General features: G+C 72.8%; 16 protein-coding genes and 1 pseudogene. 13 read left to right on the top strand and 4 right to left on the bottom strand.

What is annotated here, in order from left to right; genetic code table 11:
• Positions 1-2: 2 nt before the first annotated feature.
• The 11 genes and pseudogenes from CRV15_RS00345 to CRV15_RS00295 all read left to right on the top strand — a co-directional run bounded on the left by CRV15_RS00345 (position 3) and on the right by CRV15_RS00295 (position 11,815).
• The gene (locus CRV15_RS00345) at positions 3-1,280 is read left to right on the top strand and encodes a glycosyltransferase (RefSeq protein WP_029183155.1); all 1,278 of its coding nucleotides are present in this window, start codon (positions 3-5) and stop codon (positions 1,278-1,280) included.
• Positions 1,277-2,512 carry a class I SAM-dependent methyltransferase gene (locus CRV15_RS00340; RefSeq protein ID WP_003957306.1) on the top strand — a complete coding sequence of 412 codons (1,236 nt, stop codon included), beginning with the start codon at positions 1,277-1,279 and terminating at the stop codon, positions 2,510-2,512. Before CRV15_RS00345 ends, CRV15_RS00340 begins: the two co-directional genes overlap by 4 nt.
• The gene (locus CRV15_RS00335) at positions 2,509-3,330 is read left to right on the top strand and encodes a glycosyltransferase family protein (RefSeq protein WP_003957305.1); all 822 of its coding nucleotides are present in this window, start codon (positions 2,509-2,511) and stop codon (positions 3,328-3,330) included. The genes CRV15_RS00340 and CRV15_RS00335 overlap by 4 nt, the downstream gene beginning before the upstream one ends.
• Complete coding sequence (locus CRV15_RS00330; RefSeq protein WP_003957304.1) at positions 3,327-3,974, top strand: PIG-L deacetylase family protein; 648 nt, start codon at positions 3,327-3,329, stop codon at positions 3,972-3,974. Before CRV15_RS00335 ends, CRV15_RS00330 begins: the two co-directional genes overlap by 4 nt.
• A 3-nt stretch (positions 3,975-3,977) precedes the next feature.
• A complete protein-coding gene (locus tag CRV15_RS00325; RefSeq protein ID WP_003957303.1) occupies positions 3,978-5,003 on the top strand; it encodes an NAD-dependent epimerase/dehydratase family protein in 1,026 nt (341 codons plus the stop codon).
• Positions 4,991-6,313, top strand: a complete 1,323-nt coding sequence (locus CRV15_RS00320) for a DUF4910 domain-containing protein (protein WP_003957302.1) — start codon at positions 4,991-4,993, stop codon at positions 6,311-6,313. The genes CRV15_RS00325 and CRV15_RS00320 overlap by 13 nt, the downstream gene beginning before the upstream one ends.
• The gene (locus tag CRV15_RS00315) at positions 6,310-7,641 is read left to right on the top strand and encodes an MATE family efflux transporter (RefSeq protein ID WP_003962816.1); all 1,332 of its coding nucleotides are present in this window, start codon (positions 6,310-6,312) and stop codon (positions 7,639-7,641) included. The genes CRV15_RS00320 and CRV15_RS00315 overlap by 4 nt, the downstream gene beginning before the upstream one ends.
• A gap of 5 nt (positions 7,642-7,646) precedes the next feature.
• Positions 7,647-8,594, top strand: coding sequence for a glycosyltransferase family 2 protein (locus CRV15_RS00310; protein ID WP_086012176.1), 948 nt, complete (start codon positions 7,647-7,649; stop codon positions 8,592-8,594).
• The gene (locus tag CRV15_RS00305; RefSeq protein WP_003962818.1) at positions 8,591-9,844 is read left to right on the top strand and encodes a polysaccharide pyruvyl transferase family protein; all 1,254 of its coding nucleotides are present in this window, start codon (positions 8,591-8,593) and stop codon (positions 9,842-9,844) included. The genes CRV15_RS00310 and CRV15_RS00305 overlap by 4 nt, the downstream gene beginning before the upstream one ends.
• Positions 9,841-10,380, top strand: a pseudogene (locus CRV15_RS00300) (dTDP-4-dehydrorhamnose 3,5-epimerase family protein); the annotation flags it as partial. The gene CRV15_RS00305 and the pseudogene CRV15_RS00300, both read left to right, overlap by 4 nt.
• A gap of 109 nt (positions 10,381-10,489) precedes the next feature.
• Complete coding sequence (locus CRV15_RS00295; protein ID WP_003957298.1) at positions 10,490-11,815, top strand: glutamate-1-semialdehyde 2,1-aminomutase; 1,326 nt, start codon at positions 10,490-10,492, stop codon at positions 11,813-11,815.
• Between the two features lie 7 nt (positions 11,816-11,822).
• Here CRV15_RS00295 and CRV15_RS00290 read toward each other — a convergent pair whose 3' ends face one another.
• Entirely contained in the window at positions 11,823-12,515 is a 693-nt protein-coding gene (locus tag CRV15_RS00290) for a phosphatase PAP2 family protein (protein ID WP_044955787.1), read from the bottom strand.
• A gap of 230 nt (positions 12,516-12,745) precedes the next feature.
• Here CRV15_RS00290 and CRV15_RS00285 point away from each other — a divergent pair, with 230 nt between their 5' ends.
• Complete coding sequence (locus tag CRV15_RS00285; RefSeq protein WP_003962820.1) at positions 12,746-14,464, top strand: PA14 domain-containing protein; 1,719 nt, start codon at positions 12,746-12,748, stop codon at positions 14,462-14,464.
• Positions 14,465-14,994: 530 nt separating this feature from the next.
• Here CRV15_RS00285 and CRV15_RS00275 read toward each other — a convergent pair.
• Positions 14,995-16,296, bottom strand: a complete 1,302-nt coding sequence (locus CRV15_RS00275; protein ID WP_003957294.1) for an amidohydrolase family protein — start codon at positions 16,294-16,296, stop codon at positions 14,995-14,997.
• The gene (locus CRV15_RS00270) at positions 16,293-17,486 is read right to left on the bottom strand and encodes a trans-sulfuration enzyme family protein (protein WP_003957293.1); all 1,194 of its coding nucleotides are present in this window, start codon (positions 17,484-17,486) and stop codon (positions 16,293-16,295) included. The genes CRV15_RS00275 and CRV15_RS00270 overlap by 4 nt, the downstream gene beginning before the upstream one ends.
• Before the next feature lie 153 nt (positions 17,487-17,639).
• Between CRV15_RS00270 and CRV15_RS00265 the strand changes: the two genes are divergently transcribed.
• The gene (locus tag CRV15_RS00265; protein ID WP_003957292.1) at positions 17,640-18,083 is read left to right on the top strand and encodes an Lrp/AsnC family transcriptional regulator; all 444 of its coding nucleotides are present in this window, start codon (positions 17,640-17,642) and stop codon (positions 18,081-18,083) included.
• An 80-nt stretch (positions 18,084-18,163) separates the two neighbouring features.
• On the opposite strand, the gene CRV15_RS00260 is transcribed toward CRV15_RS00265, so the two are convergent.
• A complete protein-coding gene (locus tag CRV15_RS00260) occupies positions 18,164-19,525 on the bottom strand; it encodes a cytochrome P450 (protein ID WP_003957291.1) in 1,362 nt (453 codons plus the stop codon).
• Positions 19,526-19,533: the final 8 nt, after the last annotated feature.

Here is a 19,533-nt window from a genome sequence, read left to right as displayed (position 1 = left end):
GTCTGCACGTTCTCGTGGTGCACAATCGCTACTCCTCGGCGCAGCCGAGCGGGGAGAACCGGGTCGTCGACCAGGAGGTGGAGCTGCTGCGGGCGGCCGGTCACCGGGTCGGGACGTTCGAGCGGCGCAGCGACGACATCGCCGCCCGGTCCCTGCCCGCCAAGGCCGCGGTGCCGCTGCTCGTGCCCTGGAACCCGGCGGTCCGCACCGAGCTGGCCGCCCGGCTCCGCGCCGAGCGGCCGGACGTGGTCCACCTCCACAACGTCTTCCCGCTGCTGTCGCCCTCGGTGGTCGCCGCCTGCGCCGACGCCGGGGTGCCCGCCGTCGCCACCCTGCACAACTACGCCCAGATCTGCCCGCCCGGCACACTCCAGCGGGACGGCAGGCTGTGCACCGAGTGCGTCGGCCGGGCGGCGCCGCTGCCCGCCGTCCGGCACGGCTGCTACCGGGGCTCCCGGCTGGCGACGCTGCCGCTCGCGGTCGGTCTGACGGTGAACCGACGGCGGTGGTGGTCCGGTGTGGAGCGGTTCCTCTGCATCTCGGCGGCGCAGCGCGACATCCTGCTGGACGCGGGCCTCCCGGCCGGGCGGCTGGCGGTGAAGCACAACTTCGTGCCCGACCCGGGCGCCCTCCGCACGGGAGCGGGCGAGCATCTGCTCTTCCTCGGGCGGCTCGCGGAGGCGAAGGGCGTGGCGCTCCTCATGGCCGCGTGGGACCGGATCGCCGCGGACGGCGGGGTGGGCGTCCCACTGGTGCTCGCCGGGTCGGGGCCGCTGGAGCGGGAGGTGAGCGCGTGGGCCGCGGGCCGGGACGACGTGCGCCACGTCGGCCTCTACGACCCGGAGCAGTGCCGGCGGGCGGTCGCGCGGGCGGTGGCCGTGGTGGCGCCCTCGCTGGCCATGGAGACCTTCGGACTGGTCGCGGCGGAGGCGATGGCGGCGGGGGTCCCGACCGTCGCCGCCGGTCACGGCGGTTTCGTCGAACTCGTCGAGGACGGGGTGACGGGGCTGCTGCACCGGCCGGGCGAGCCCGCCTCGCTCGCGGCCTGCCTGCGCCGGATCACGGCCGACCCGGCCCGCAACCAGGAGATGGGCCGGGCGGCCCGGCGCCGCTACGAGCGGGGCTTCAGCCCGGCCGTCGGGCTGGAGCGCCTGGTGGACGCGTACCGCACCGCTCTCGCGGCGCGGTCCGGCGGCGGGGACGGCCCGCCGCCGACAGGGGACACGAGCACCGACCCGCGGCGGGGCACCCGCGCGGGCGGGGATGGGGGCAGAAGATGACACGATGCCGACTCTGCGGCTCCACGGCGCTGGCCGGGGTCGTCGACCTGGGGGCGACCCCGCCGTGCGAGAGCTTTCTCGCCGCGGACCAACTGGACCAGCCGGAACCGACCTACCCGCTCCATCTGCGGGTCTGCACCGACTGCTGGCTCGCGCAGCTCCCTCCGCTGATCACCCCGGAGGAGACCTTCACGGAGTACGCCTACTTCTCCTCCTACTCGACCTCCTGGGTGGAGCACGCGCGCGCCTACGTCGACGGCACCGTACGGCGGCTGGGCCTCGGCCCCGACGCCTTCGTGGTCGAGGTCGCCAGCAACGACGGATATCTGCTGCGGCACCTGGTGGACCGGGGCATCCGCTGCCTCGGCATCGAGCCGTCGGAGAACGTCGGCGCCGCCGCGCGGGACGCGGGCGTACCCACGCTCACGGAGTTCCTCTCCCCGGCCACCGGCACCGCCGTCCGCGCCGCACACGGCCCGGCGGACCTGGTCGTGGCGAACAACGTGTACGCGCACATCCCCGACGTGGTCGGATTCACCCGGGGGCTGCGCGCCCTGGTCGCCGACGACGGCTGGGTCTCCATCGAGGTGCAGCACCTGCTGACCCTGATCGAGCTGAACCAGTACGACACGATCTACCACGAGCACTTCCAGTACTACACGGTCGCGTCCGCGGCCCGGGCACTGGCGAGCGGCGGACTCGCGCTCGTGGACGTCGAACACCTGCCCACCCACGGCGGTTCCATCCGGCTGTGGGCCCGGCCCGCCGAGACGGCCGGGGAACCGACCGGGCGGGTCGCCGACGCCCTGGCCCGGGAGAAGGCCGCCGGACTGGAGGAACTGTCCGGGTACACCGCGTTCTCCGCCCGCGTGGCCACCGTCCGCCGGAACCTCCTGCGATTCCTCGTCGAGGCCGCCGAACGCGGCGAGACCGTCGTCGGCTACGGCGCCCCCGGCAAGGGCAACACCCTGCTCAACCACTGCGGCATCCGGCCCGACCTGCTCCCGTACACGGTCGACCGCAACCCCTACAAGCACGGCAGATTCACCCCGGGCACCCGCATCCCCATCCTGCCGCCCGAGCGGATCGCCGCCGACCGGCCGGACTACGTCCTCGTCCTCCCCTGGAACCTGCGCGCCGAACTCGTCGAGCAACTGTCCTTCGTGCACACCTGGGGCGGCCGGCTGGTCTTCCCCATCCCGGAACTGAGCATGGTCGAGGTCACATCATGAAGGTCGTCCTGTTCTGCGGCGGTTACGGGATGCGGATGCGCAACGGCACCGACGACGACATGCCCAAACCCATGGCGATGGTCGGCCCGCGCCCGCTGATCTGGCATGTCATGCGCTACTACGCGCACTACGGGCACACGGAGTTCATCCTCTGCCTCGGCTACGGGGCCCACCACATCAAGGAGTTCTTCCTCACCTACCGGGAGACGACGTCCAACGACTTCGTGCTCCGCGACGGTCGGACCGAACTGCTCTCCACCGACATCGCCTCCTGGCGGATCACGTTCGTCCAGACCGGCATCGAGTCACCGATCGGGGAACGGCTGCGCCGGGTCCGGCACCACCTCGACGGCGACGAGATGTTCCTCGCCAACTACGCCGATGTGCTCACCGACGCCCCGCTGCCCGAGATGATCGACCGGTTCGCCCGCCGCGACGCAGGCGCCTCCATGATGGTGGTGCCGCCGCAGTCCTCGTTCCACTGCGTGGACCTGGGCGAGGACGGCCTGGTCGGGGGCATCACCGCGGTGAGCGAACTGCCCCTGTGGGAGAACGGCGGCTACTTCGTCCTCCGGCAGGAGATCTTCGACCACATCCCCGAGAACGGGGACCTGGTCGCCGACGGCTGCGCCCGGCTCGCCAAACGCGGACGGCTGGTGGCGCACCGGCACCGCGGCTTCTGGAAGCCGACCGACACCGTGAAGGAGCGGGCCGCGCTCGACGCCGCCTACGCCCGGGGCGACCACCCGTGGGCCGTGTGGGAACGGGACGGCGCCACAGCGGGCGCGACCGGCGGCACCGGGGCGAGGACCGCGTGATCGGCCTGAGCGGCGCCCGCCTGCACCGCGTCGCCGCGGTCGGCGCCCACTGCGACGACATCGCCATCGGCACCGGTGGCACCCTGCTGACCCTGTGCCGCGCCCGGCCCGGCCTCCGCGTCGACGCGCTGGTGCTCACCGGCGCGGGCACCGAACGGGAACAGGAGGAACGGGCCGCGCTCACCGCCTTCTGCCCCGACGCCGACCTGCGGCTGACCGTGCTCAAACTGCCGGACGGACGGCTGCCCGCCCACTGGGACGAGGCCAAGGCCGCCGTCGAGGAACTGCGCGCACGGACCGACCCCGATCTCGTCCTGGCCCCGCGGACCGAGGACGCCCACCAGGACCACCGCTCCCTCGCGCGGCTCGTCACCACCGCCTTCCGCGACCACCTCGTCCTCGGCTACGAGATCGTCAAATGGGACGGCGACCTCGGCCGCCCGGTGGCGTACCAGCCGCTGACCCCCCAAAACGCCGAGGACAAGGCCCGGCTGCTCCAGGAGCACTACCCCTCCCAACACCACCGGCCCTGGTACGACCGGGAAGCCTTCCTCGGGCTCGCCCGCATCCGCGGCATCGAATGCCACACGCGGTACGCCGAGGCGTTCGCCGTCACCAAACTCACTCTCGACCTGGGGGAATGAACCGTGCGTGTGCTGCTGACCGGACACCAGGGATACCTGGGCACCGTGATGGCCCCGGTCCTCGCGGACGCGGGCCACGAGATCACCGGACTGGACGCGGGCCTCTTCGCCGACTGCGTCCTGGGCCCGCCGCCCGCCGACCCGCCGGGACACCGGGTCGACCTGCGCGATGTCACCGCCGACCACCTGGCCGGTGCGGACGCCGTGATCCACCTGGCCGCGCTCTCCAACGACCCGCTGGGAGCGCTGGCACCCGACCTCACCTACGCCATCAACCACCACGCGTCCGTGCGGCTGGCCAAGCTCGCCCGCGACGCCGGAGTACGGCGCTTCCTCTACGCGTCCACCTGCTCGGTCTACGGCGCCGCCGGGGGGGACGACCTGGTGACCGAGGACGCCCCGCTGCGCCCGGTGACCCCGTACGCCGAGTCCAAGGTACGGGTGGAGGACGACCTGCACGCCCTCGCCGACACCGACTTCACCCCGGTGTTCCTGCGCAACGCCACCGCCTTCGGCCACTCGCCCCGGCTCCGCGCCGACATCGTGCTGAACAACCTGGTGGGCCACGCCCTCCTCACCGGCGAGGTGCTCGTCCTCTCCGACGGCACCCCCTGGCGCCCGCTGGTGCACGCCGCCGACATCGCCCGGGCCTTCGCCGCCGCGCTGACCGCGCCCCGGGAGGCCGTCCACGGCCGGGCGTTCAACATCGGCAGCGAGACCAACAACGTCACGGTCGCCGAGATCGCCGCACAGGTCGCCGAGGCGGTCACCGGCTCCCGGGTGCGGATCACCGGCGAGACCGGCGCCGACCCCCGGTCCTACCGGGTGGACTTCTCCCGGTTCCGCGCCGCGATACCCGGCTTCGACTGCGCGTGGACGGTGAAACGGGGCGCCCTCGAACTCGCCGACGCCTACCGGGCCCACGGCCTGACCCGCGAGGACTTCGAACGCCGCTTCACCCGGCTGGCCGTCCTGCGGACCGCCGCCGACACCGGCGCCGTCGACGACACCCTGCGGTGGCGCCGGTGACCGGGGCAGGCGAGGAGATGCACGCCCTGGTGGAGCGGTTGTACCCGCTCTGCCGGAGCATCACCGGCGACGGGGTGCGCGCCACCCTGGACATCGTCGGCGAACACCTGCCGCTCCAGGTCCACGAGGTGCCGACGGGGACACCCGTGCTCGACTGGACGGTGCCCCAGGAGTGGAACATCAAGGACGCCTACATCGCCGACCCCACCGGGAAACGGGTCGTCGACTTCGCCGCGTCCAGCCTGCACGTCCTCGGCTACAGCGTGCCCGTCTCGGCGACCCTGTCCCTGGACGAGCTGCGCGGACATCTGCACACCCTGCCCGACCACCCGTCCTGGGTGCCCTACCGCACCAGCTACTACCGGCCCCAGTGGGGATTCTGCCTGGCCCAGGAGACCCTGGACGCCCTCCCGGACGGCGACTACGAGGTCCGTATCGACTCCACCCTCGCCGACGGCCACCTCACCTACGCCGAACACGTCGTCCCCGGACAGGTCACCGACGAGGTGCTCATCTCCTGCCACGTCTGCCACCCCTCGCTGGCCAACGACAACCTGGCCGGCATCGCGGTGGCGACCTGGCTGGCCGGGGCGCTGGCGGAGGGGACCCCCTGGTACACCTACCGGTTCCTGTTCGCGCCCGGCACCATCGGGGCGATCACCTGGCTGGCCCGCAACCCGGAACGGGTGGGCGGGGCACTCCCCGCCCCGGCGGGACCGGAGACCGGGGGACGGGTCGCGCACGGGCTGGTGCTGGCCTGCGCCGGAGACCCGGGCCGGCTGACCTACAAACAGAGCAGACGCGGCGACGCGGAGATCGACCGCGTGATGCGGTACGTACTCGCCGCCTCCGACCGCCCCCACCGCATCACCGAATTCACCCCGTACGGCTACGACGAGCGGCAGTTCTGCTCACCCGGCTTCGACCTCGGCGTGGGCTCGCTCAGCCGGACCCCCTACGCGGGCTACCCCGAATACCACACCTCGGCGGACAACCCGGACTTCGTCACCCCGGAGGCGCTGGCGGACACCCTCGCCGTCTGCCGCGAGGCATGCGCCGTACTCGACCGCAACCGGCGCTACCGCAACCTCAGCCCCTACGGCGAACCCCAGCTCGGCCGACGCGGACTGTACGACTCGCTCGGCGGCCGAAGCGACGCCCAACAGGCCCAGATGGCCATGCTCTGGGTGCTCAGCCTCTCCGACGGCGGACACAGCCTGCTGGACGTCGCCGAACGGTCCGGGCTGCCCTTCGACGCCGTCACCGCAGCCGCCGACGCCCTGCACACCGCCGGGCTGATCACGGCATGACGCCGATGACCACCGGACAGGAGAACCCGGGCCCGGCCGCACCGGCACCCCCGACGGCACCCGCGTCGGACCCGCCCGCCGCCGGGGGAGCCATCGCCCGCCGGCTCTCCTGGGGACTGGCCGACCAGGCGGTCTGTAGCCTGACCAGCTTCGCGCTGGGCATCTGTGTCGCCCGCTCCCTCGGGCTGGCCGCGTTCGGCGTGTTCAGCCTGGCCTGGGTGACCTACGGCGTCGTCCTCGGCGTCTCCCGCGGGCTGGCCACCGACCCCCTGATGGTCCGCTTCAGCGCCGTGCCGGTCGCGTCCTGGCGCACGGCGGCGGCCCGCTCCTCGGGCACCGCCCTCGCCGTCGGCGTCACCGTCGGCACGGCGTGCCTGACCACCGGGCTGCTCCTGGGCGGCCCGGTGGGACCCGCCTTCGCCGCCCTCGGCGCCGTCCTGCCCGCCCTGCTGCTCCAGGACGCCTGGCGGTTCGCGTTCTTCGCCGCGGGCACCGGACGGAAGGCGTTCGCCAACGACCTCCTGGGAGCCCTCGCCCTCGTCCCCGCCCTGCTGGTGGCCGCCCCTGTCGGCGGCGTGGCCGCGTTCGTGCTCGCCTGGGGCACGGCCGCCGCCGTGGCCGCGGGATACGGCTGCCTCCAGTCCGGCATCCTGCCCCGCCCGGCCGGAGCCCGCGCCTGGCTCCGCGAACAGCGCGACCTCGGCTACCGCTATCTGGCCGAGAACGCCGCCGTCAGCGGCGCGGCCCAACTCCGGGCCTACGGCCTCGGCGCGATCGTCGGCGTCGGCGCGGTGGGCGTGATCCGGGGCGCCGAACTGCTGCTCGCCCCGTTCCTCGCCGTACTGATGGGGCTGTCGCTCGTCACCGTCGCGGAAGCCGCCCGCGTCCTGCGGCGGGCCCCGCACCGGCTGCCCCGGTTCTGCCTCCTGCTCGGCGGCGGGCAGGCCGCCGCCGCGCTGCTCTGGGGCGCGGCCCTGCTGCTGGTCCCGGACCGGGCCGGTGAGCTGGTGCTCGGCGAGGTCTGGCACGCCGCCTCCGGACTCGTCGTGCCCGCCACCCTCGGCGTCGCGGGCGCCGGTCTCGGCGTCGGCGCGGCGGCCGGACTGCGCGCCCTCGCCGCGGCCCGGCGCAGCCTGCGCTGCCAGCTCTACGCCTCCACCTGCTACGCCGGCGGCGGGCTCGGCGGGGCGGCCCTGGCCGGCACCACCGGCTCGGCCTGGGGCGTCGCCGCAGCGACCGTCACCGGCTCCGCCGTGTGGTGGCTGCACCTGCGGTCCGCCCTGCGCGAGCACCACCGGAACACCACCCGTGAAGTGAGGACACCGTGACCGCCCTGCCCCGCCCTCCCCGGCTCAGCATCGGCCTGCCCGTGTACAACGGCGAGGAGTACCTCGCCGAATCGCTCGACGCCCTGCTCGGCCAGACCTACGAGGACTTCGAACTCGTCATCTCCGACAACGCCTCGACCGACGGCACCCGCGACATCTGCCGCCGCTACGCCGCACGGGACCCGCGCATCCGGTACATCCGGCTGCCCCGGAACATCGGCGCCGCCCCGAACCACAACCACGTCTTCACCGAGTGCCGCGGCGAACTCTTCAAATGGGCCTCGCACGACGACCTGTACGCCCGGGACCTGCTGCGCCGCTGCGTGGCGGCGCTCGACGAACACCCCGACGTCATCCTCGCCCACGCCGACCAGGCCGTCATCGACGCCGACGGCCGGGTGAAGGTCCCGTACGCGTACACCCTCGCCACCGGCTCGCCGCACCCGCCCGAGCGCTTCCGCAGCATGCTCTTCGAACCCGGCGGCGACGACTTCTACGGGGTGATCCGCGCCGAGGTGCTGCGCCGGGTGAAACCGCACGACAGCTACCACCACGCGGACCGCACCTTCGTCACCGAGATCGGCCTCCACGGACGCTTCCACCAGGTCCCGGAGCTGCTGTACTTCCGCCGCGACCACCCCACCCGCGCCGAGCGGGCGAACCCCTCCAAGCGCTCCCGGTGCGTCAACCTGGACCCGCGCCGGGCGGGCTTGCTGCACCCCACCCCCCGGCTGCTCGCCGAGTACGTCTGGGGCTTCGTCGCGGCGGTCCGGCGGGCGCCGCTGTCCCCGGCCGACCGGCGCGCGTGCTACCGCCACCTGGCCGCGTGGCTGGCCAGCCGCGCCCGGCCCGGCGCCGGTGAACGGGTCGAGGACCGCACCCCGGTCGACCCGGACCGGCCCACCGTCTGTGTCGACGCCCTCGTCGCGGGCCGTGACGGCGGACGGGCATGAGGGCCGCGACCGCGCCCCCGGTGCGCGTCGGGGTGTTCGGCCTGCTCGGCTCCGGCAACCTCGGCAACGACGGCTCGCTGGAGGCCGTGCTCGGGTACCTCCGCGCCGAACACCCCGAAGCCGTCGTGGACGCGCTGTGCGGCGGCCCCGAGACCGTCGCCGCCCGGTACCGGATCCCCGCCACCCGGCTGCACTGGTACCGGGGGGAGTACCGGACCGCCTCGCGCGCGGGCGCGATCGCGGGCAAGGGCCTCGGCAAACTCGTCGACGCCTGCCGCACGGCCGCCTGGGTGCGCCGCCACGACGTGGTGATCGTCCCGGGCATGGGCGTCCTGGAGGCCACCCTGCCGCTGCGGCCGTGGGGCTTCCCGTACGCGCTGTTCCTGCTCTGCGCGAGCGGCAGGCTGCTGCGCACCCGGGTCGCGCTGGTCGGTGTCGGCGCCGCCGCGATCGGCAGCAGACCCACCCGGGCCCTGGTGCGCTGGTCGGCGCGGCTGGCCGCCCACCGCTCCTACCGGGACACCCTGTCCCGCGACGCGATCCGGGCGATGGGCGTGGACACCGCGCACGACGAGGTCTGCCCGGACCTCGCCTTCGCCCTGCCGGTGCCGCGGGTCGCCACCGTCCCGGGCCGGGTCTGCGTCGGCGTCATGGCCTTCCACGGCGGCGACGACGACCGCGCCCGCGCCGAGGAGATCCACCGGCGCTACCTCGACGGAACGACCCGCTTCGTGCGCGCCCTGGCCCGGGACGGCAGAGAGGTCCGGCTGCTCACCGGCGACGCGGTCGACGCCCCGGTGGTCGCCGCGATCCTCGGCGCGGTCGACTCACCGCTCGTCACCGCCGCCGAGACGGCCACACTGGCCGACCTGATGAAGGAGACGGCGGCTGCCGACACCGTGGTCGCGACCCGCTACCACAACCTGGTCTGCGCGCTGAAGACCGGCACACCGACCCTCGCCCTCAGCTACGCGGCGAAGAGCGAGGCGCTCATGGACCGGATGGGGCTGGGCGCCCACTGCCACCCGGCCCGCGCGGTCGACGCCGGTCGACTGCTCGCGCAGTTCCGGGAAGTGGAACGCACCGCGGCGGAGCTGCGACGGACCCTCGCCGAACGGAACCGGACCGCCGCCCGCCACCTCGACCGGCACTTCACCGCGTTGACCGCGGCCCTCTTCCCGACGACCGGCCCCGCCCCCGACCCCGACCCCGACCCGAGCCCCAGCCACGCCCTGCGGGAGACCCCATGAAGGCGACCGGAATCCCGGCGATCACCGGCGCGTACCTCTTCGAACCGACACCCCGCGCCGACGAACGCGGCTTCTTCTGCCGCACCTTCGACGCCGGCCTGGCCCGCTCGGTGGGCCTCGACCCGCACGCCTTCGTCCAGGACAGCGTCTCCCGCTCGGCCCGGGGAGTGCTGCGCGGACTGCATCTGCGCTCCGGAGCGGGCGAGGCCAAACTGGTGCGCTGCTCCTTTGGGAAGATCTTCGACGTCGTCATCGACCTGCGGCCGGACTCACCCACCTACCGCACCGTGGCCACCTTCGAACTGTCCGGTGAGACACAGACGACCCTGTACATCCCGGCGGGGTGCGCGCACGGCTTCCAGGCGCTCACCGGGACCGCCGACACCTCGTACCGCATCGACCGCCCGCACGACCCGGCCGAGGACGTCACGATCGCCTTCGACGACCCGGAGCTGGCCATTCCGTGGCCACTGCCGGTCACTCTCATGTCCCGCCGGGACCGGGAGGCGCCGAGCCTCGCCGAGGTCCTGAAGCACGAAGTCCTGAAGCACGAAGTCCTGAAGCAGGAGGCCCCGAAGCAGGGGGCCCTGAGGCACGAGGCTCCGCAGCACAAGGCCCTGAAGCACGAGGAGAAGTGAGATCCGCGTGACCACCGAAGAGTTCCACCTGCCCCGGTCACGGCAGGCGAACGAGCGACTGCACGCCCTGGTCCCCGGAGGCGCGCACACCTACGCCAAGGGCGACGACCAGTACCCCGAGAACCTGGCTCCGGTCATCAGCCACGGCCGCGGCGCCCATGTATGGGACATCGACGGCAACCGCTATGTCGAATACGGCTCCGGCCTGCGGTCCGTCAGCCTCGGCCACGCCCACCCGCGCGTCGTCGAGGCGGTGCGGCGGGAACTCGACCGCGGCAGCAACTTCGTCCGGCCGTCCATCGTGGAACTCGACGCCGCGGAACGTTTCCTGGCCACCGTGCCCACCGCCGAGATGGTGAAGTTCGCGAAGAACGGCTCCGACGCCACCACCGCCGCGGTGCGCCTCGCCCGCGCCGTCACCGGGCGCCCGAGAGCGGCCGTCTGCGGGGACCACCCGTTCTTCTCCGTCGACGACTGGTTCATCGGCACCACCCCGATGTCCGCCGGTATCCCCGCGGCGGCCACCGAACGCACCGTGGCCTTCCCCTACGGTGACCTGGCCGCGACGGAGGACCTGCTCACCCGGTACCGGGGCGAGGTCGCCTGCCTGATCCTCGAACCCGCAGGACACACCGAACCGCCCCCCGGATACCTCGCGGGCCTGCGCGAACTGGCCGACCGGCACGGCTGCGTCCTGATCTTCGACGAGATGATCACCGGCTTCCGCTGGTCCGAGGCGGGCGCCCAGGGGTTGTACGGCGTCGTCCCCGACCTCTCCACCTTCGGCAAGGCCCTCGGCAACGGGTTCGCCGTCGCCGCGCTCGCCGGACGCCGCGACCTCATGGAACGGGGCGGGCTGCGCCACCCCGGCGACCGGGTGTTCCTGCTGTCCACCACACACGGCGCGGAAACCCACGCGCTGGCCGCCGCGATGGCGGTGCTCACCACCTACACCGAGGAAGGTGTCACCGCGCGGCTCCACGCCCTCGGCGAGCGGCTGGCCGCCGGTGTCCGCTCCGCCGCCGCGGGCATGGGCGTCGCCGACCACCTCGTCGTCCGGGGCCGGGCCAGCAATCTGGTCTTCGCCACCCTCGACGAGAACGGGAAACCGTCGCAGCGGTACCGCACCCTGTTCCTGCGCCGCCTGCTCGCGGGCGGGGTGCTCGCCCCGTCGTTCGTGGTGAGCAGCGCGCTCAGCGACGAGGACATCGACCGCACCGTCGAGACCGTGGCCCAGGCGTGCGCGGTGTACCGGAAGGCGCTCGACGCCGCCGACCCCACACCCTGGCTGGCCGGACGGCCGGTGAAACCCGTCTTCCGCCGCCGGGCGTGACCGGGCGTCAGCGGCGCTCCCGCCCACGAGCGCCGGACACCCGGTCGACCAGCCACGCCGACACCGGCACCACCACCAGCGCCGCGCACCAGCCACCGAGGACATCGGTCGGGTGGTGCGCGTCCAGCGCGATCTGCGCCCAGCCCATGGCCGCGCCGGCGAGCAGCGCCGAGGCGAGCACGAGCGACGTCCCGGCCGCCGCGCCGAGGCCGCGCCGGCCGGCCACGAGCAGCGCCACCACGAGGGCGAACGCGGTGAGGAAGGCGGTGTGCCCGCTCGGGAACGACAGGTGCACGCCATGGATGGTGCGACCCACCAGGGGCTTGAGCAGCGTCGTCGTCCCCACGGCCAGACCGGGGCCGACCACGGCGAGCACCGCCGCGCGCGGTCGCCGCAGCAGCAGGCACCCGGTCACGGCGGCCACGACCAGCACCGCCGCCCCGGCGGGCTCCGCCAGGAAGTCCACCGCCAGCGCGACCCGCCGCCACAGCGGCCGGGCGTCGCCCACCGCCGACCGGAGCCACCCGTCGACCCCGCCGGACCGGCCGTCACCGGCGTACAGGACCCCGAGCACCCCGAGCGCCAGCGCGGCGAGGACCACGACCGGCCCGAGCCACACCCGCAGCGGCGGGGGCAGCAGAACCGGCTCCCGCCACCCGGTCGTCCCGCCCGGCCCACCCGTGCCGGTACCGACAGCCATCAACGAGCCCCCCTCGTCCTCACGTCCGGTCCCGCCCGCGCCGAAGCCGCCCCCCGCGCCCGGGCCCGGGCCCGCGGCGGCGAGGCGCCGACCCATCGGGACGCCCACGGTAAAAGAGCGCGCCGGACCGTACAACCACGTCAGCGTTTCATGAGTCGTGTTCATGCGCGGCATCTCCCCGCCGCCCGAGCATGTCCGGTCAATCCGGGTATTCCGATCAAGAGGACCGCATGAACCCAGCCAGACGCACGACTGCCGCGGCCGCCACCGCCGTCGTGCTCGCCACCGCCGGAACGCTGCTCAGCACGACCGCCCCGGCCGCCGCCGCTCCCGTGAGCTGCGCCTCTCCCGCCTTCACCCGGGAGTTCTTCGCGAACACCACCTTCTCCGGAAGGCCGCGGGCAACGGACTGCGACAGCGCGATCGACCAGAACTGGCGGGCCGGAGCCCCCGCGTCCGGCCTGCCGAGGGACAACTTCGGGGTCCGCTGGTCCGTGACCCGGGACTTCGGCTCCGGCGGCCCCTTCACCCTCCGGGCCGATGCGCAGGACGGCATCCGGGTCCACCTCGACGGGGTCCGCAGGATCGACCTGTGGAGCAATGTCTCCAGCACCCGCGGGAAGACGGTGAACCTCACCGTCCCCGCCGGAAAGCACACCCTCCGCGTCGACTTCGTCAACTGGACCGGGAACGCCGACGTCGACTTCACCTACACGCCGCGCACCTCCGCGAGCGTGGACAAGGTCGAGCCGCTCGCCCCCCGGGGCGCCTCGGCGGCGTACGACAAGGGCACCCGCCGGACCAGGGTGGCCTGGTCGAAGAGCCCGGAGATGGACCTCGCCGGGTACCGCGTCTACCGCCGGGCGCAGGGCGCCTCCTTCGGCACCCGCCCCCTCGCCACCACCACCTCGACGTCGTACAGCGACACCACCGTGCCCGCCACCGGTGCCACCTACCTCTACGAGGTCCGCGCGTACGACAGGGCCGGGAACGAGTCGGCGGGCACCGCAGACCAGTCGGTCGTCACCACCGACCGGACCCCGCCCCCGGCCCCCGCGGCGCCCACCGCCCTGTCGGAGTACGACGGCATCCGGCTCACCTGGCCGACGGACCCCGCGGCGGCCTCGTACCGGGTCTACCGGGCGACGGGGACGAACGGCGCGTTCACCCGGATCGCCGACACGGCCCGGGGCACCCATCTGGACACCCGGGCCGCCGACGCCGCCACCCACACCTACCGGATCACCGCGCTGGACCGGGCGGGCAACGAGTCCGGCCGCTCCGCCCCGGTCAGCGTCTTCCGCAGGGACCTCACCGCGCCCCCGGCCGTCACCGGGCTGCGTGTCACCCCGACCGGGTACGGCTTCGCCCTGACGTGGGACGCGAGCCGCGCGCCCGACGCCAAGACCTATGTGGTCCATTGGGGAGAACTCATGGGCGACGAGGAGGAACAGATCTGCTACGGCAGCCCCGTGGAGTACCTGGCGGCCGGTACCACCTCCCACGACTACCTCACCCTCCCCGACGGGGACGAGGTCTGCTTCTTCGTCGACGTCCTGGACACCGCCGGGAACTCGTCCCTGCGGCAGACCGGCACGGCCCACGCCGTGACCGCGACGGAGATCGACACCACACCGGGCGTTCCGACCCCCGAGGGCTCCCCCCTGCGGGTCACCGCGCACGGGGCCGGGGGCACCGAGGGCAACACGGTGTCGTGGAGCGGCCTCGACCCCTCCTCCCCGCAGGCCGCGCGCGGCTACCGGGTGCACCGGTGGAACCCCGTGACGGCCCGGTACGAGAAGATCGCCGATATCGCGAGCGGCACCTCCTACACCGACACCCGGGCCGGGCGGGGCACCACCTCGTACTACTGGGTGACGGCCGTGGCCGCCGACGGCACCGAGTCCCTTCCCGCGGGGGACTGGGCCGTCTCCGCACCGGCGCGCTGACCCGATCCGCCGGGACGAGCCGCCCGACGGGATGACGGGGTGACGGGAAAGGCGCCTGACCGGTGGATGAACGGGTCAGGCGCCCTTTCCGGCTCCTGGAAGAAGCCCAGCCGCTTCGGCGGGTACGGCACCGGATGCGCCGGGGCGCCGGACGGGCCGGACGGTGATCCGGCCGGGTCGCCCCGCGCCCGGTCCGGCAGGTGCTCCGGACCGCCCAGCACATCACGGCCCATGCACTCGGCCGGATGCCGGCCGTTCTTCCCGCCGACAGGACCGGGCGGCCCGCGCATGGTCCCGGGTGCGCCGCCACAGATCGCCCCGGCCGCACCGGTGACCGATCCGCGGCAGCGGCTCCTCCGGTTCCGAGGCCCGGAACCGGGCCGCACGTCATCATGCGCGATGCACCCGGGCCGATACCGGGGACCGTGCCCTCCACCGTGGTTCAACGGGTGCCGTCCCTGCGTCCCGGGAGGTGGAGCCCGGCCGGTGGTGGATCGGCCCGACAGCGTTTCCGGCGCGGGCACCGTGTGCTACTCCTCCGGTTCGGGGCGTGGGCGCCAGGTGCCGTCGAGGGGAATGCCGGCGGCCCTGGCGATCCGGTTCCGTGAGGCGAGCAGTCGGGCCCTGAGCCCCGGCAGGTCGACCCCCACCAGTGCGCCATCGCGTTTGACCACGCGTCCGGCGGCGAGGACGGTGTCGACCAGGCCGGGGTGGCCGGCGCTGACGATGGTGGCGACCGGGTCGGTGACCGGGAACACGGTCGGGTCGTCGGTGCGCAGGAGGACGAGGTCGGCGTCCTTGCCGGGGGTGATGCTGCCCGTCCGGTGGCCGAGTCCGCAGGAGTGGGCGGCGTCGACGGTGGCGAACTCCAGCAGGTCGCGGGAGCGCAGTCCGCCGTCCAGGCCGCGCTGTACGGCGAACGCGGTGCGCATGGTGGAGAACAGGTCGCCGGCGGCCGAGGGGACGTCGTCGGTGGAGAGCGTGGGGCGCAGGCCGGCGGCGAGCGCCCTGCCGGTGACGGGGTGTCCGAAGCCCATCTTCAGTTCGACGTCGGGGCTGATCGACACGGAGCTGCCGGCGTCGGCGAGCATCCGCAGTTCTTCGTCGCTGACGCCGTTGGCGTGGACGAACGTGGTGGTGTCCCGCAGCAGGCCGTGCTCGCGCAGATCGGCCACCGGACGCTGTGTCCCGTCGGAGGCGATGTGGAGGCTGGTGCGCAGGCCGAGTTCGGCCGCGAGTGCCAGCTCCCTGGCGACGGTGGGCATGCCGGTGTCGTCGGGGCCGCGCAGCCCCACTGCCAGGGTGACCCGCTTGTCGCCGGACAGCTTGCGGTGGACGCGGCGGACCTCGGTGTCGACCGGGTCGGGGGTGCCCCATCCCGCGCCGAGGCAGAAGACCGACCGTCCCGGCGCGTCGCGCAGCGCGGCGACGGCGGCGTCCACATGCTGGGGCGTCCGCGCGACATGGTGCCAGTCCAGCATGGTGGTCACGCCGGAGTGCAGGGCCTCCAGGCGGCCGAGGAGGGTGGCGGCGTAGACATCCTCGGGCCGGTAGTGGGGTTTGAGGATGCCGTGCAGGGCGAGCGCCCACTCGGGGAACGTCCAGTCCGCGCCGATGCCGCGGAACGCGGTCTGCCAGGTGTGGCGGTGGTTGTCGACGAAGCCGGGCATGACGATCCGGTCGGTCGCGTCGATGATCTCGGCGTCCGGGGCGTCGAGGCATTCGTCCACCCCGGTGATCACGCCGTTCTCGATCAGCACGTCACCGCGGACGAGGTCGCCGACGGCCGGGTCCATGCTGACCACGGTGCCGCCGCTGAGGAGGATTTTCATCGGACGGGCTCCTTCGTGTCGGTGGCGGACACCGCGTCGGCGGCGGCGAGGACGTCGGCCACCAGGTCGGCCGTGTCCTCGATGCCCGCGGCCAGCCGTATCAGTCCGGGCGGGACCGCTTCGCCGATCTGTTGCTCACTGAGCATTCCGCGCCACATGGACGCGGGGTGCACGGCGAGTGATTCCACGCCGCCGAGGCCGGCCGACCGGCGCGGGTACTGGAGCGCCCCGAGGAAGGCGTCGGCCGTCTCGAATCCGCCGGTGAACTCGATCCCGAGGACCCCGCCGAAGCCGCTCATCTGGTCGGTGGCCAGCCGGTGCTGAGGGTGGGACGCCAGGCCGGGATAGTGGACCCCGGCCACGGCCGGGTGCTTGCTCAGGGCCTGGGCGAGCGCTTGTCCGTTGGCGTTGTGCCGGGGCACCCGCAGCGGCAGGGTCCGCAGGCCGCGCAGGAGCAGCCACGCGTCGACGGGGCCGAGCGTGGCACCGGTGAGCAGGCCCACGTTCCAGACGCGGTCCAGCAACTCCGCCGGCCCGGCCAGCACTCCGGCGGAGACGTCCGCATGACCGTTGAGGTACTTGGTGGCGCTGTGCCAGACCAGGTCGATGCCGAAGTCCGCCGGTCGCTGGTTCAGGGGCGTGGCGAAGGTGTTGTCCGCCATGGTCACGACGTTGTGCGCGCGGGCCGGCCCGGCGACGGCGCGCAGGTCGGTGATCCGCAGCAGGGGGTTGCTCGGGGTTTCCACCAGGATCAGGCGGGTCCGCGGGGTCAGTGCGTTCGCGAAGGCGTCCGGGTCGGTCTGGTCCACCAGGGTGGTCGATACGCCGAGGCGCGGCAGCAGGTTCAGCAGCACCGATGCCGTGCCGCCGTAGGTGGACCGCTGCCCGATGACATGGTCGCCGGCGGACACCAGGGCCAGCACGGCGGTGGTGAGCGCCGCCATCCCGGACGCGGTGACCATGGCCGCCTCGGTGTTCTCCAGTGCGGCGACGACGGCGGCGACCTGGGCGTGGTTCGGGTTGCCGAAGCGGGTGTAGAAGTCCGAGCCCCGGCGCTCGACCGCCGCATCGGCGAACGTCTGTGCGTCCTCGGCCGAGAACGCCGCCGTCTGGTGGATCGGCGGTGCCACGGCCCTGCGGGGATGGACCTCGCGATCGGCGTGAACGGTGATGGTGCTCCTGCCCGGCATGGCCGTCCTTCCGTGGACCGGTTGGTCTGACCCCTGAAGGGTGACCGGCGAGCCCTCCGGTACGGCGGAATTCCGGCAACTTCGGCAGCATATTGCGCGCGGTCGGGGTGACAGATGGTGGTAGGAGCCCTCAGGGCGCAATAATCTGCCGTCATGGACGAGATGGACCGGTCGATTCTGGCCGTGCTCGAACAGCACGGGCGCATCAGCAACAGCGAACTCGCCGACCGGGTCGGGCTGTCGCCCTCCCCCTGTCTGCGGCGCGTGCGCCGGCTGGAGGACGAAGGCGTCATCCGCGGCTACCGGGCGGTCATCGACCCCGCCGCGACGGGCCGTGGCCTGCGGGTCTTCGCGGGCGTCCGGCTGATCCGCCACACCCGCCCGGACGTGGCCGCGTTCGAGCGCGGGATCACCCGGCTGCCCGCGGTCGTCGCCTGCCACCACATCACCGGCAATTTCGACTATCTGCTCCAGGTCGAGGTGGCCGACCTGCCCGCCTACGAGGACTTCCACGCCCACCAGTTGGCCACGCTGCCCGGCGTGGCCACCGTGACCAGCTACGTCACCATGAAAACCCTCACCGCGGACCCCACCTGACCGACTCGCCCGGGCGCCCGCGGACCGGAACGCGGGCGGTGGGAGGGGCAGAGTGCCACCGTGCGGGCTGCGGGGTGCCGTCAGCGCAGGCGCGGTCGGAGGATGAGCCGACGCGGGCGGTAAGCGAAGTCGAATGCCACGGGGCGGATATCCGACCCAGGGGCGCATTCCATTTTCCATCGGGCTGCGATGGTGGAAAGCGCAAGGGTGCTCTGCACTTCCCCGAAAGTGTCACCAATGCATTTGCGTGGACCGCCGCCGAATGATACGAAATTTCCGCGGGGCAGATCCGCCGTGCGGTCCGGTGACCAACGGTCGGGGTCGAAGACGTCTGGGCAGCCATGAATGTCACCTTGGCGCTGGATGACATGCGGACTGAATACGATCGTGGTGTCAGGGGCCATTCGTGTTCCGGCCAGCTCCACCTCTTTGGTGGTGGTGCGTGACAACAGCCACCCTGGAGGGTAGAGGCGCAGTGTTTCGGTAATGATGTTGTGGGTGAGCGATAGGTTGGGCAGGTCGTTCCAGTCGGCAGGTCTGCCGTTCAGGACGGTGTCCACTTCTTCGTGGAGCCGCATTTCGATCTCAGGGTGCTGGGACAGCAGGTACAGGGCCCATGTCAGGGTGGTGCCCGTGCTTTCGGACCCGCCCAGCAGCATGGTGATGACCTGGTCGTGGATCTCCGAGTCGTCCATGGGAACCCCGCCGCCCGCATGGCTCGCAGTCAACGTCGCCAGCAGACCTCCCCGCTCCAGCCCGGCATCTCGGCAGTCCGCGATGATGCGGTTCACCACCTCATCAAGAGCTTGGAGCTCCTGGTGGTAGCGGCGGTTCACGGCAAGAGGCAACTGTTGTATCTGCTGCGGAATGATCGTCCGTGGGAGGAATTCATGCAGCGTCCTCTCGAAGGAGTGGCGTACCTGCTCCACCGTGGGGTCGTCGAGGTCGGACGAGAGCAGAGTGCGTACGACTACGCGCAGGCCCAGGCCGTAGAGTACAGCGAACGCATCGATTTCCTGACCTTCCTGCCAGGAGCCGGACAGGGCGGTGATCTCCTGCCGCATCACCGCCGAGTATTCCTCCAGCCTTGCCTTGCTGAAGGCGGGCTGCATGAGCCGGCGCTGCCGACGATGATCACTGTGCGGGCACGTTCCCAAGCCGTTGCCCAGGACGCTTCGGAACCTTTCGATGATCACTCCGCCCTTGTCGAAGGTGCGATCATCGGTCAGCACCTGCCGGAGGAGCTCCGGGTGGCACGGCACATACGCCCGTTGTGTCCCGATGCGAATCTCCACCAGATCGCCGTATGTCGACAACGACTCCAGGAATGTGATGGGACGTCGCATCAGATGTCCTGCATGGCCGATCAGTGGCAGTGCTCCCGGGGCGCGTCCGGTGGTGAAGTTGCCTGTTGTCGACGAGTCATGCTTCTGCGTGGTCATGACGTCCT

The organism is Streptomyces clavuligerus, assembly GCF_005519465.1.
GTDB lineage: Bacteria > Actinomycetota > Actinomycetes > Streptomycetales > Streptomycetaceae > Streptomyces > Streptomyces clavuligerus.
Note: the sequence above shows the minus strand (reverse complement) of the source record. Positions and strands in the feature narration are given on the sequence as shown.